The organism is Kribbella caucasensis (genome assembly GCF_004361855.1).
GTDB lineage: Bacteria > Actinomycetota > Actinomycetes > Propionibacteriales > Kribbellaceae > Kribbella > Kribbella caucasensis.
The window spans coordinates 380,060-392,478 of record NZ_SNWQ01000008.1 but is presented as its reverse complement, the minus strand read 5'-3'; the positions used below and the strand labels follow the sequence as shown (position 1 = coordinate 392,478).

Here is a 12,419-nt window from a genome sequence, read left to right as displayed (position 1 = left end):
AGAGGTCTTCCAAAGGATCACGCGATGACCGCCTTCAAGCGTCTACGCCACGCCCGTCACCGGGCCTGCCGTACACCACTCTGCTGGACGCCACTGCCGTCAGGGCCGCCGTACGAGGTGAAGCCGTAAGCGAGAGGCATGGCAAGGACGCTAGCCGCCGCCCCGGTTGAGCGGTCCGGACGGTGTTCCGGTCAGCGAACCGACACCGGCGCGGCGCATCATGGTTGCAGCCGAGGATCGGCGACCGTGATCACGACACGCTGGTAGTGCGTCAGGGCAGGGCTCCCGTTGTCCATTGCCTCCAGGATCACGTGGATGGTTTGGCCTGGCTCTGCGTCACGGGGGATCTGCAGAGCCGTCGAATTGTCGTCGATCGCAGAGAGCCTGACAGTGCTCGGAAAGGTGCCCGCCTCCTGGTACTGCCACCATCTGAGGGTCACGGCGTTGCCGTCCGGGTGGCTCGCCTTTCCGTGCAATGTCACGGTTTCACCCGGATGCCGGATGAGGTCCAAGCCTTCGGCCACGGACGCCTTGGGGTGATGATTGGCCCCGGTCGGATCGCTGGTCACACTCCACTTCAGGCGCGCGGCGAAGTCGTTCTGGATCGCCGAGAAGAAGCGAGCGCTTGAGTAGTCGTTGGCCGTGGTGCCCTGCGGGGTCGCATCAAGCGCCCCCTTGTTCAACCACCGCTTGGGGTCAGCCGGATCGACGATCTGGCGCCCGCCCCATCCACCCCACCTCGGGTCCTGCCAGTTGCGCAGGCCGTTGTCGATGAGCAGCGCGAAGTTCGAGGAGTCGCCCTCGGAGATCCAAGAGTTCTTCGGCTGCGGCGGTGTCCAGACCTTGTACCCCATCGCGGTCAGTTGCTCGCTGTTGTACCCGGACAGACCGAAGTAGTCTTCGTCGTCGAAGCCTGCGGCCATTTGCTTGCCGTCGCCCCAGACGCGGTAGGCCGCGCCGATCGGACCAACTCGAGTGACGTTGTCACGCGTCCAGTCCGCGGTCAGGTAGTGCGTATCGGCCGGCAGAACAACGTTGCACGCGCCATATCCCCACGTGGACGTGGCAACCTCGCGGCTCTGGATGTCAGGCCAATGCGGCTTGATGTAGTCCGTGAACGTCGTGTCCTGCAGACCGAAGCTCGTGATGACGGCCTTGTCCACGATCTTCGCGTAGATCGACTCCCACTGACCTGTGCCCTTGAACTCGTCCTCGACCGACCTCAGGGCGCGCGCGATCGTGTTGGGCCCGCCCCACGCCTGCAGGAATACCTGGCCAGGCTCGTCGTCAACCAGGATCTCCTTGATCAGATCCGAGCCCTCGGTGTCCGCTCGCATGTCCCCGACCTCGATCACGTTCCCCTCACGAATGAGGGACCGCAGATGGTCGGGTGTGGGATACCTGGCGTCGTGCTGGACGAGGTTGGCGTAGACCTGCGCGTAGGCGTCGACCGCCTCGTCGATGTGCAGCCGCGCTCCTGGCGCCGGCCACCGGTAGGGATCGATGCCCAACGCAGTGTCACCCTTGTGGTGCACCATGCTCGAGGAGTAGATGAGCCCGGCGACGTTGATCTCGTTGCTGTACAGCAGGAGACGCAGCATCGAGTTCAGATCGTCGAGCTCCGGGTCCGTAGTGATGACCGTGCGTGGTGCGGAAAAGCTCAGCGACGCTTCGGCATGATGTCGTAGTTCGGTGCTTGCAGGCGGCCGGGTGAGAGGCATGGCACCGGACGCTAACCGCCGCCCGTGAGCCCCGGCCGGGCGGCGTTCCGGTCAGCGAACCGAGACCGGCACGGGGCCGATCCACCGGCCCTACAGTGTGGCGATCACTGCGAGGACCGGACCTGATCCGGTTGCCGCCCCGGCGTTCCTCACTGCGCTTCGCACTCCGTTCACGGCAGGTGTCAGGACTAGCTCGAGGAGTTTCGATGTCACTCAAGAAGACAGCGGTAGCGGTGGCCGCCGCTGCGGTGATGCTGGCCGGCACCGCGTGCAGTGCCGCCACCCGGAACGACGGCCAGGCCGCGCAGAGCGCCGGACCGGTCCGCAACGGCGGCACGCTGGTGGTCGCCCAAGCCTACGACGCCGACCCGGCCTCGTTCCTGAAGACCGCGATCGGCAACATCGTCTCGGAGTACGCCGTCCTCGAGACGCTGACCCTGATCGATCCGCAGACGGCCGAACCCAAGGGTGTGCTGGCGTCGTCCTGGACGCTGGCCCCGGACGGCAAGAGCATGACGGTGAAGCTGCGTGACGACGTCACCTTCCACAGCGGCCGCAAGCTCACCGCCGCCGACGCCGTGTTCACGCTGAACAAGGCGAAGGACCCGGCCGTCGGTGCCGCGAACCAGAAGATCGCCGCCCAGTTCAGCAGCGTGCAGGCCAACGGCGACGACGAGTTCGTGCTCACCTTCGCAAAACCGCTGCCGAACATCTTCGACCTGTTCGAGACGCTGCCGATCCTGAACAAGGACGCGTACGCCGACTATGCCGCCGGTAAGAAGGTGGACGGCACCGGCCGGTTCGAGTGGAAGTCGTACACGCCGGGCGGCAAGATCGAGCTCGCGAAGTACGCCAAGTACCGCGACGCGGCGAACACGCATCTCGACGCGATCGAGATCAGCATGATCAAGGACCCGACGGCGCTGGTCTCGGCGATCCGCAGCGGCCGGGCGCAGTACGCGGTCGGCGTTCCGCCGGTGGACGCACGCAGTCTCGGTGAGCAGCAGGGCTTCGCTCTGGTCAGCTCCGGCGGTGCGGCGTTCCCGTTCGCCCTCAACGTGACGAAGCCTCCGTTCGACAAGAAGGCCGTCCGGCAGGCAGTCCAGTACGCAATCGACCGCGACCGCATCGTCCAGCAGGTCGAAGGCGGCAAGGGCCAGTCCGCCAGCTTGCCGTGGCGCCCGTCGACTGTCGGGTACGACGCCGCACAGTCGGGGCACTACACCTACGACCAGGCCAAGGCGAAGCAGCTCCTGACCGATGCCGGAGTCAAGCCCGGTACGACGTTCGACGTCGCGATGGGAGACGCCCCCGAGGCACTGGCGATCTTCCAGATCGTCAAGAACAACCTCGCCGCCGTCGGCCTGAACGCCAACCCGGTGATCATGAACATCCCCGACTACGAGCAGAAGCTGGCCACCCGGAGGTTCAGCACCTCGGCCGTCTTGATGCAGGCCGGCAACGGCAACTCGCCGGCCACGGCGATGGTGGCGCGTCCCGAGCTTGTTGCCGACAACAACGTCTCGAAGTTCGCCAGCGCGGAGTACACCAAGCTGACGCAGGCGGTGATGAACGCGAGTGTGAAGGCCGACCAGGAGAAGGCGTTGCGGGACTACAATTCCTACTTCGTCGACGAGGCGTTCGCTGTGCCGCTGATCATCCGCCCGACGCTCACGGTCCGGACCAGCCCGCTGAACAACATCTTGCCGACCCAGATGGGCTTTCTGAACCTCGGCCAAGCCTGGCTGAGCGACTGAAGGTGCACATGACTGTCACCAGTCCAGTCTCCTGTTCCGCCGCGATGATCACCACGCCGGCCGATCTCGGGTCCGCGCCGCTCTTCCGCAAGGAGGTGCGGCTGCACCCTGGCCACGGTCCGGTGGAGTCCGGGCTCCTGCACATCAGCGCTCTCGGCGTGTTCGAGGCCGCGCTGAACGGACGCCCGGTCGGCGACGACGTCCTGAGCCCCGGCTGGACGTCGTACGAATGGCGGCTTCGCTACCGCTCGTACGACGTCACCTCACGGCTCGGCGACCACAACACCCTGACCGTGTCGGTGGGCAACGGCTGGTACCGCGGTCGCCTCGGGTGGAGCGGCCTCCGCGCGTTGTACGGCAAGGAGCTCGGCGTCATCGCCCAACTGGAGATCACCTTCGCCGACGGGCATCGCCAAGTCACCGGCACCGATGAGTCCTGGATCGTGACCGGCTCCGACGTGATCGCCGACGACCTGTACGACGGCGAGACGATCGACGCCCGCCGCAGGACGCTCGGCACGGATGCCCTCCAGGTGAAGCGGCTCGAGTTCGACACCACCAAGCTCATGCCGTACGTCGGACCGCCCGTCGTCCGGCAGGAGACGCTGACGCCGATCAGGATCTGGACCTCGCCCTCTGGCCGGACCCTGGTCGACTTCGGCCAGAACCTGGTCGGCTGGCTGCGCTTCACCGTGATCGGTCCGCGTGGCTCCGAGATCAGGATTCGGCATGCGGAGGTGCTCGCGGATGGCGAACTCGGGGTCCGGCCGCTCCGGGACGTGCAGGCGACCGACTGCTTCGTCCTCAGCGGTGGCGAGGACTTCTTCGAGCCTACCAAGACCTTCCACGGCTTCCGGTACGCCGAGATGAGCGGCTGGCCGGTGGAGTTGGGACCGGATGCGATCGAGGCGGTCGTGGTGCACTCCGAGCTGCGCCGGACCGGGTCCTTCGAATGCTCCGACCCGGCGCTCAACCAGCTGCACCGCAACGTTGTCTGGGGCACCAAGGGCAACTTCCTCGACCTGCCGACCGACTGTCCGCAACGCGACGAGCGGCTCGGCTGGACCGGCGACATCGCCGCCTTCGCGCCGTCGGCGGCGTACCTCTTCGACGTCGAGTCCTTCCTGGCCGACTGGCTGATCGACCTCGGCCTGGAGCAACGTCATCACGACGGCCTGGTGCCGCTCGTCGTACCGGACCTTCTCAAGATCATGCCCGGTCCCGCGCGGGCGGCCGATCGGGACAGTACTGCGTTCTGGAGTGACGCGGCGGTCTGGGTGCCGTGGGCGCTCTATCAGGCGTACGGCGACCCTGCCGTGCTCGAGCGCCAGTACGACTCGATGACGGCGCACGTCCTCCGGGTGGAATCCCTGACGTCGCCGAACGGGTTGTGGGACACCGGCTTCCAGATCGGCGATCATCTCGACCCGACCGCGCCGCCGGACTCGCCCTGGCAGTCGAAGGCTGACAAGGGCGTCGTGGCTACCGCGTGCCTGCACCGCTCGGCGTCGATGGTCGCGGATGCCGCGGCTGTACTCGGCCGAGCCGCCGACGCCGGTAAGTTCAGGGTTCTCGCCGAGCGCACCCGGGCGGCGTTCAACGCGCACTATGTCGGGGCGGACGCCACCATCACGTCGGACTGCCCGACCGTGTACGCCCTGGCGATCGAGTTCGGGCTGCTCGACGAGGCCACCGCACAGTTGGCCGGCAAGCGACTTGCCCGGCTGGTCGCGGACAACGGCTACCGCATCTCGACGGGCTTCGCCGGTACGCCGTTCGTCACCGACGCACTCACCAGCACCGGACATCTCGACGACGCCTACCGCCTGCTGCTCCAACGCGAGTGCCCTTCGTGGCTGTACGCCGTCACGATGGGCGCGACCACGGTGTGGGAGCGGTGGGACTCGATGCTGCCGGACGGCTCGATCAACCCCGGCGAGATGACCAGCTTCAACCATTACGCGCTCGGAGCCGTGGCCGACTGGATGCACCGGACGGTCGGCGGGATCGCTCCCGCCAAGCCGGGCTACTCGAAGGTGCGGATCGCTCCGCGCCCGGGAGGCGGCCTGACCTGGGCCGACTCCGCGCTGGAGACCAGGCACGGCCGGGTCGAGGTGCGGTGGCGCCGGGAGGACGGCGTGCTGACCGTGCAGACCACCCTGCCCGACGGTGTCGCCGGGGTGCTTGCTCTGGACAACCAACCGGAGCGGATCCTGATCGCGGGCACGCAGACGCACGAGGTACCGGACGGAGGTGTGGTTCGATGACGAGATTTCTGTTGCGCAAGGCGCCGTCGGTGTTCTTCGTGTTGTTCGCCAGTTCGATCATCGCGTTCGCGTTGCCGCGGCTCGCGCCGGGGGACGTGGCGGTCGTCCTGGCCGGGGAGAATCCGGACGCTCAGACGATCGCGGCGATTCGTGAGCAGCTGGGGTTGAACAAGTCTCCGGTGCTGCAGTACGCCGACTGGGTCGGCGGCCTGTTCCGCGGGGACCTGGGGGAGTCGTTCCTGCTGCACCGGAGTGTGGCGAGTCTGATCGGGGACCGGGTCGGCAGCACGCTGGAGTTGGCCGTGCTGTCCACGCTGTTCGTGATCGTCATCGGCGCCGGGCTGGGCATCATGGCCGGTTCAGCGCGGATCGGGTGGGTACGGGCGCTGCTCGACTTCACCGACAGCTTGTTCGTGGCGATTCCGTCGTTCGTGGTCGGGCTGGGCCTGATCCTCTTGTTCGGGGTGTTCAACCGCTGGCTCCCGGTCAGTGGCGAGGTCGGCGTCCTGCAGAATCCGGCGATCGGGATCCAGTACCTCGTCCTGCCCTCGCTCGCCCTCGCGCTGGGTCCGGCGGCGGTCGTCGCCCGGTTCATTCAGACCGAGATGGCGACGATGCGGAAGGCGGAGTTCGTCGATCTGGCCGTCAGCAAGGGAGCCTCGCGGCGCCGGATCACGTTCCGGCACGTGTTCCGCAACAGCCTCGGCAGCGCGGTGGTCGCCGTTGGTCTGCAGGTGGGACACGTGCTCGCCGGTGCAGTGGTGATCGAAGCGATCTTCGCCCGGAACGGGCTCGGTCAACTGGCCGTGACGAGCGTGCAATCGCGGGACTTCACCGTCCTGCAAGTACTGATCCTGGGTGCGGTCTTCGTGGCCGTCGTGTGCCAGTTGTTCACCGAGATCATCCTGGCCGCCCTCGATCCCCGAATCCGGCTGGGAGAGTAGATAGAGATGACGAGCATCGAAGCCATAGGTAGAGCCCGGGCAACCCGCCGGCTCAACCCGACGGTGGCGCGCTACCTGTCGGCGTTCCGCACCACGCGAGGCATCATCGGCCTGACCCTGCTGGGCATCCTGGTCCTCGCGGCGGTGCTGGCGCCGGTCCTGTTCCCCGGCGGCTACGACCAGCAAGGCAGTACGTCGTTGACCGGGATGTCGGCCGCGCATCCGTTCGGGTTGGACGAGTTCGGCCGGGACATCCTCACCCGCAGCGTCTACGGGCTGCGGATCGACCTCAGTCTGATCTTCGCCGCCGTACCGCTGAGCATGGCGCTCGGGATGGTGCTCGGGCTGGCCGGGGCGATCTCGGAACGGCTCGGCGAGGCGGTGCAGCGACTGTTCGACGTGGTGATCGGGTTCCCCGGTCTGCTGCTGGGCATCTGCCTGGTGGCGGTTCTCGGTCCGGGCTGGCTCGCACTGTTCCTGACCATCCTGATCTCCGGGATGCCCACCGCCGGCCGGTTGGCCCGGGCGGCGTGGCTGTCCCAGCAGTCCCGCGAGTACGTGCTGGCCGCACGTGTTCTCGGCGTACCGAAACCGAAGGTGCTGACCCGCCACATCGTGCCGAACGCGATGGACTCGATCGTGGTGAACGGCTCGGTCTGGATGGTGATCGGCGTGTACATCGAGGCCGGGCTGAGCATCGTCGGGCTGGGTGTGCAGCCGCCGACGCCGTCGCTCGGGGTGCTGCTGAACAACGGACTGCGGTTCGTCACCCAGGCACCGACGTACCTGATCGGCCCCGCACTGATCCTTGTTCTGCTCGCGCTGGCGTTCAGCTTGATCGCGGACGCCCTCAACGAGGCGGTGAACCGGTGAGCAATCCGACGGTGGTGGCGACCGCTGCGAGGCCCGACTCGGGCCGAGCGCTGCTGCGGGTCAGGAACCTGCGCACCGAGTTCAAGGTCGGTCAGGGCCGGGTGCAGGCCGTCAACGACGTCAGCTTCGACATCCACCCCGGCGACGTGCTCGGGATCGTCGGCGAATCCGGGTCCGGCAAGTCGGTCACCGCCCGCTCGATCATGCGGATGGTCCGCGCGCCTGGCGAGATCGTCGGCGGGTCGGTCGAGTTCGGCGGCGAGGACCTGCTGTTGCTGCCGGAGCGCGAGATGCGGCGCCGGCGGGGGAGCGGCGTGGCGATGGTGTTCCAGGATCCGCAGGCCGCGCTCAACCCGGTGATGACGATCGGCGACCAGATCATCGAGGCGCTCACCCTGCACGGCACCGAAAAGCGGACGGCGCGCGGGCGGGCGCTCGAACTGCTGGACCAGGTGGGCATCCCCGACTCGGGGGTCAAGATCGACCAGTACCCGCACCAGTTCTCCGGCGGGATGCGGCAGCGCGTCGTGATCGCGATCGCGCTGGCGAACGACCCGGTGCTGCTGATCGCGGACGAGCCGACGACCGCACTCGACGTGACCATCCAGGCGCAGATCCTGCGGCTGCTGCTCAGACTGCGCGAGGAACTCGGGCTGGCGATCGCGATCATCACCCACGACATGGGCGTGGTCGCGGAGATGTGCTCGCGGGTCGCGGTGATGTACGGCGGCCGCGTCGTCGAGCAGGGCACCGTCGAGCAGGTCCTCCGCACACCCCGTCATCCCTATACGGCGGCGCTGCTGGCGGCGATGCCACGGCTGGACGATGAGCGCCTTGGGCAACCATTGCCGGCCATCCCGGGTTCGCCGCCCGATCCGTCGGCGCTGCCGCCAGGCTGTTCCTTCGCACCTCGCTGCCGGTTCGCCGAGGACGGTTGCCGTCACGAGGTCCCGGCTCTGCTCCAGGTAGGTGACGAGGATCAGCTGTCCGCCTGCTTCGTGGCGCAACGTGGCGTCGCCGTCAACGTCACGCCGGCATTCGATCCGGTGGCGGTCGATCCGGTGGCGGCCGAGCCTGTGCCGGTCGAGGATGTGCTGGTCGAGCACCGTACCGCGGTCGATACCGACACGGTTCTGGAGGTTCGCGACCTGCGTGTCGATGTCGGCTCGCGACGCCGCGGCCTGTTCCACCGCGACCCTCCGGTGTACGCCGTCGACTCGGTCAGCCTGGCGGTGCACGCGGGCGAAACAGTCGGCCTGGTCGGCGAGAGCGGCTGTGGCAAGTCGACGCTCTCGCGGAGCATCGTCGGCATCACGCCGGTGGCCGGTGGTTCCGTCGAGGTGGACGGTGAAGACGTCACGTCGATGGGTGACGAGCAGGTGGCCCGGATCCGCTCGTCGGTCCAGTACGTGTTCCAGGATCCCTACGCGTCGCTGAATCCACGCCGTACCGTCCGTCAATCGCTTGCCGAAGCCCTGTCGCTGCGAGGGCTGCGCGGTGCGGAGCTGGAAGCGGAGTCGCACGCGCTGATGGATCGGGTCGGCCTGCGCCGGGAGTACCTCGACCGCTACCCGCACGCGTTCTCCGGTGGGCAACGGCAACGCATCGGCATTGCCCGGGCACTGGCCCGCCGGCCGAAGGTGCTCATCCTCGACGAGCCGGTGTCGGCCCTGGACATGTCGATCCAGGCGCAGATCATCAACCTGCTCGAGGAGCTCCAGCGCGAACTCGGCCTCGGCTACCTGTTCATCGCCCACGACTTGTCGGTGGTCCGTCACCTGAGCGACCGGGTCGCCGTGATGTACCTCGGCCGCATCGTCGAGACCGGCACGGCGGCCGAGGTGTACGGCGACCCGCAGCATCCGTACACGGTCGCGCTCCTGTCCTCGTCGCCGACACCGACCGTCGAGGAGCGCACCCGCGAACAGATCGTGTTGCAAGGCGACCTGCCGAGTCCGGCGAACCCGCCGTCCGGCTGCCGCTTCCGCACCCGCTGCCCGATCGGTCCACTGGTCCATCCCGAGCGAACGATCTGCGCCGAGCAGGATCCCGAACTCCTGCCACGCCACAACCACCAGGCCGCCGCCTGCCACTTCCCAGGGGAGCTCCTGTGACGATCCCTGCCGCTGCCGACCGACTCCGGCAGGCGACGATCACCAAGACCCCATGTGAACCCGTCCGCGACCTCATCGGCCGAGACGACGTCAGTACGGCGTACGCGGTGCAGGAGGTGATCGTCGCCGAGCGACTGGCCGCTGGAGGCAGCGTGGTCGGCCGGAAGATCGGGCTCACGTCGCCCGCGGTCCAGGAGCAGCTCGGCGTGGATCGGCCGGACTTCGGGGTGCTGTTCGCCGACATGGAGATCGCGAACGGAGGCGTCGTCGGGGTCGGCGTGCTGCTGCAGCCGAAGATCGAGGCGGAGGTGGCTTTCATCCTCGGCCGCAATCTGGACGATCCGATCGACGACGCGACCATCCGGGATGCCGTCGAGTTCGTGGTACCCGCCCTGGAGATCGTCGACAGCCGGATCGCCGGCTGGGACATCTCCTTCGGCGACACCGTCGCGGACAACGCGTCCAGCGGGCTGTTCGTACTCGGCGACGACCGGCTGCCGCTGGCGAAGGTCGAACCGGCCGACGTGGAGATGACGCTGTGGCTCGACGGCGAGGAGGCGTCCCAAGGCTCGGGCCGGGCCTGTCTGGGCGATCCCCTGCACGCACTCGCCTGGTTGGCACGAACCGCCCAGGCGCTGGGCGATCCACTCCGCGCCGGACAGGTCGTCTTGTCCGGCGCCCTCGGACCGATGGTCGCGGTGAGATCCGGTGCCCGCGTGGAGGCCGAGATCTCTGGACTCGGCCGCGTAGCGGTCACCTTCAGCTGAGAGGAACCCATGGAACGCACGAAGGTCGCCGTCATCGGCTCGGGCAACATCGGCACCGACCTGATGATCAAGATCAAGCGGCTGTCGGACAAGCTCGAGCTGGTGGCGATGGCCGGTATCGATCCGGCGTCGGACGGACTCGCAAGAGCCGCCCGGCTCGGCGTGCCGACGACCCACGAAGGAGTCGAAGGCCTGATCGCCCTCGACGGCTTCGACGAGATCGGCATCGTGTTCGACGCCACCTCGGCGAAGGCGCACGAGGTGAACGCCCGGACGCTGGCGCCGTACGGCAAGCGGCTGGTCGACCTGACCCCGGCCGCGCTCGGGCCGTTCGTCGTGCCGGCGGTGAACCTCGACCAGAACATTGCCGAGGGCAACGTCAACATGGTCACCTGCGGCGGGCAGGCGACCATCCCGGTGGTCGCGGCGGTGGCCCGGGTGACCGAAGTGGTGTACGCCGAGATCGTCGCGTCGATCGCGTCGAGGTCGGCGGGACCCGGGACCCGGGCGAACATCGACGAGTTCACCGAGACGACCGCCGGCGCCATCGAGAAGGTCGGCGGCGCCCGGCGTGGCAAGGCCGTCATCGTGCTGAATCCGGCCGAGCCGCCGCTGATCATGCGCGACACCGTGCTCTGCCTGGTCAACGCGACGGACCCGGACACGCATGAGCGGATCCGCGCGTCGGTGCGCGAGATGGTCGGCGTAGTCGCCGGTTACGTGCCGGGATACCGGCTGAAGCAGGAGGTCCAGATCACCGAGATTCCGAACGGCCAACCAGTGCACACGCTGACCGGCGGACAACCGGTGACGCATCAGGTTTCGGTGTTCCTCGAGGTCGAGGGCGCGGCGCACTACCTTCCGTCGTACGCCGGGAACCTCGACATCATGACGTCGGCGGCGCTGGCCGCGGCCGAGCGGATCTCCGACGACATCACCGGGCGGACGCGGCAGGAGGCCGGCGCATGACCAAGTTGTTCATCCAGGACGTGACCTTGCGGGACGGCATGCACGCGGTCCGGCACCGGATGGCGACCGAGGACGTCGCGCGGATCGTCTCGGCGCTCGACGCGGCCGGGGTCGACGGTATCGAGGTCGCCCACGGCGACGGTCTCGCCGGCGGCAGCCTCACCTACGGGCCTGGCTCGCACTCGGACTGGGAGTGGATCGAGGCCGCGGCGGAGAACATCTCCCATGCTCGGTTGACGACGTTGCTGCTGCCTGGCATCGGGACCATCCAGGACCTCAAGCACGCGCACAGCCTAGGCGTGCGGTCGGTGCGGGTGGCGACACACTGCACCGAGGCCGACGTCTCGGCCCAGCACATCGCGACCGCGCGCGAGCTCGGGATGGACGTCGCCGGATTCCTGATGATGAGCCACCTGGCGCCGGCCGCCGAGCTGGCGAAGCAGGCCGCCCTGATGGAGTCGTACGGCGCGCACTGCGTCTACGTCACGGACTCCGGCGGCCGGCTGCTGATGGACGGAGTACGGGAGCGGGTCCGGGCCTATCGCGACGTACTCGACCCGGCAACCGAGGTCGGCATCCACGCGCACGAGAACCTCTCGCTGTCGGTGGCGAACTCGGTCGCGGCGGTCGAGGAGGGCGTGACCCGCGTCGATGCGTCGCTGGCGGGTCAGGGCGCTGGTGCCGGCAATTGCCCGATCGAGCCGTTCGTGGCGGTTGCGACGCTGCAGGGCTGGGAGCACGGCTGCGACCTGTTCGCTCTCCAGGACGCGGCCGATGACGTGGTCCGCCCGTTGCAGGACCGGCCCGTGCGGGTCGACCGCGAGACGCTGACACTGGGCTACGCAGGGGTGTACTCGAGCTTCCTGCGGCACGCCGAGGTCGCCGCCGAGCGATACGACCTCGACGTGCGCACCATCCTCGTCGAGGTCGGCCGGCGGAAACTGGTCGGCGGGCAGGAGGACATGATCGTCGACATCGCCCTCGACCTGGCGAAGGCCTGAGGTCAG

Annotated in this window: 9 protein-coding genes; 8 read left to right on the top strand and 1 reads right to left on the bottom strand. The window is 68.0% G+C overall.

Going from position 1 to position 12,419, the window contains the following annotated elements; translation table 11 throughout:
* Positions 1–218 precede the first annotated feature (218 nt).
* Complete coding sequence (locus EV643_RS19360; RefSeq protein ID WP_133801479.1) at positions 219–1,721, bottom strand: nucleoside hydrolase-like domain-containing protein; 1,503 nt, start codon at positions 1,719–1,721, stop codon at positions 219–221.
* 206 nt (positions 1,722–1,927) lie between these two features.
* Between EV643_RS19360 and EV643_RS19355 the strand changes: the two genes are divergently transcribed.
* From EV643_RS19355 to dmpG, 8 genes are read left to right on the top strand one after another with little or no spacing between them, the layout of a single operon-like run.
* Positions 1,928–3,478: an ABC transporter substrate-binding protein gene (locus EV643_RS19355; protein WP_133801478.1), complete on the top strand. Its 1,551-nt coding sequence runs from the start codon at positions 1,928–1,930 to the stop codon at positions 3,476–3,478.
* An 8-nt stretch (positions 3,479–3,486) separates the two neighbouring features.
* The gene (locus tag EV643_RS19350) at positions 3,487–5,745 is read left to right on the top strand and encodes an alpha-L-rhamnosidase (protein ID WP_133801477.1); all 2,259 of its coding nucleotides are present in this window, start codon (positions 3,487–3,489) and stop codon (positions 5,743–5,745) included.
* Positions 5,742–6,689: an ABC transporter permease gene (locus EV643_RS19345; RefSeq protein ID WP_133801476.1), complete on the top strand. Its 948-nt coding sequence runs from the start codon at positions 5,742–5,744 to the stop codon at positions 6,687–6,689. Before EV643_RS19350 ends, EV643_RS19345 begins: the two co-directional genes overlap by 4 nt.
* A 6-nt stretch (positions 6,690–6,695) precedes the next feature.
* On the top strand, positions 6,696–7,562 hold the full coding sequence (locus tag EV643_RS44900; protein ID WP_202869622.1) for an ABC transporter permease: 867 nt from the start codon (positions 6,696–6,698) through the stop codon (positions 7,560–7,562).
* Positions 7,559–9,676: a dipeptide ABC transporter ATP-binding protein gene (locus tag EV643_RS19340; protein ID WP_202869621.1), complete on the top strand. Its 2,118-nt coding sequence runs from the start codon at positions 7,559–7,561 to the stop codon at positions 9,674–9,676. Before EV643_RS44900 ends, EV643_RS19340 begins: the two co-directional genes overlap by 4 nt.
* Positions 9,673–10,443 (top strand): 2-keto-4-pentenoate hydratase, encoded by a 771-nt coding sequence (locus EV643_RS19335; protein ID WP_238165664.1) that lies wholly within the window; start codon positions 9,673–9,675, stop codon positions 10,441–10,443. Before EV643_RS19340 ends, EV643_RS19335 begins: the two co-directional genes overlap by 4 nt.
* A 9-nt stretch (positions 10,444–10,452) precedes the next feature.
* A complete protein-coding gene (locus EV643_RS19330; RefSeq protein ID WP_133801473.1) occupies positions 10,453–11,412 on the top strand; it encodes an acetaldehyde dehydrogenase (acetylating) in 960 nt (319 codons plus the stop codon).
* Positions 11,409–12,413 (top strand): 4-hydroxy-2-oxovalerate aldolase, encoded by a 1,005-nt coding sequence (gene dmpG / locus EV643_RS19325; RefSeq protein ID WP_133801472.1) that lies wholly within the window; start codon positions 11,409–11,411, stop codon positions 12,411–12,413. The genes EV643_RS19330 and dmpG overlap by 4 nt, the downstream gene beginning before the upstream one ends.
* Positions 12,414–12,419: the final 6 nt, after the last annotated feature.

What these genes read in the sequence shown, in the direction of transcription:
- EV643_RS19360 (WP_133801479.1), bottom strand. Translation starts at nt 1,721, where the DNA reads ATGCCTCTCACCCGGCCGCCTGCAAGCACCGAACTACGACATCATGCC.
- EV643_RS19355 (WP_133801478.1), top strand. Translation starts at nt 1,928, where the DNA reads ATGTCACTCAAGAAGACAGCGGTAGCGGTGGCCGCCGCTGCGGTGATG.
- EV643_RS19350 (WP_133801477.1), top strand. Translation starts at nt 3,487, where the DNA reads ATGACTGTCACCAGTCCAGTCTCCTGTTCCGCCGCGATGATCACCACG.
- EV643_RS19345 (WP_133801476.1), top strand. Translation starts at nt 5,742, where the DNA reads ATGACGAGATTTCTGTTGCGCAAGGCGCCGTCGGTGTTCTTCGTGTTG.
- EV643_RS44900 (WP_202869622.1), top strand. Translation starts at nt 6,696, where the DNA reads ATGACGAGCATCGAAGCCATAGGTAGAGCCCGGGCAACCCGCCGGCTC.
- EV643_RS19330 (WP_133801473.1), top strand. Translation starts at nt 10,453, where the DNA reads ATGGAACGCACGAAGGTCGCCGTCATCGGCTCGGGCAACATCGGCACC.
- dmpG (WP_133801472.1), top strand. Translation starts at nt 11,409, where the DNA reads ATGACCAAGTTGTTCATCCAGGACGTGACCTTGCGGGACGGCATGCAC.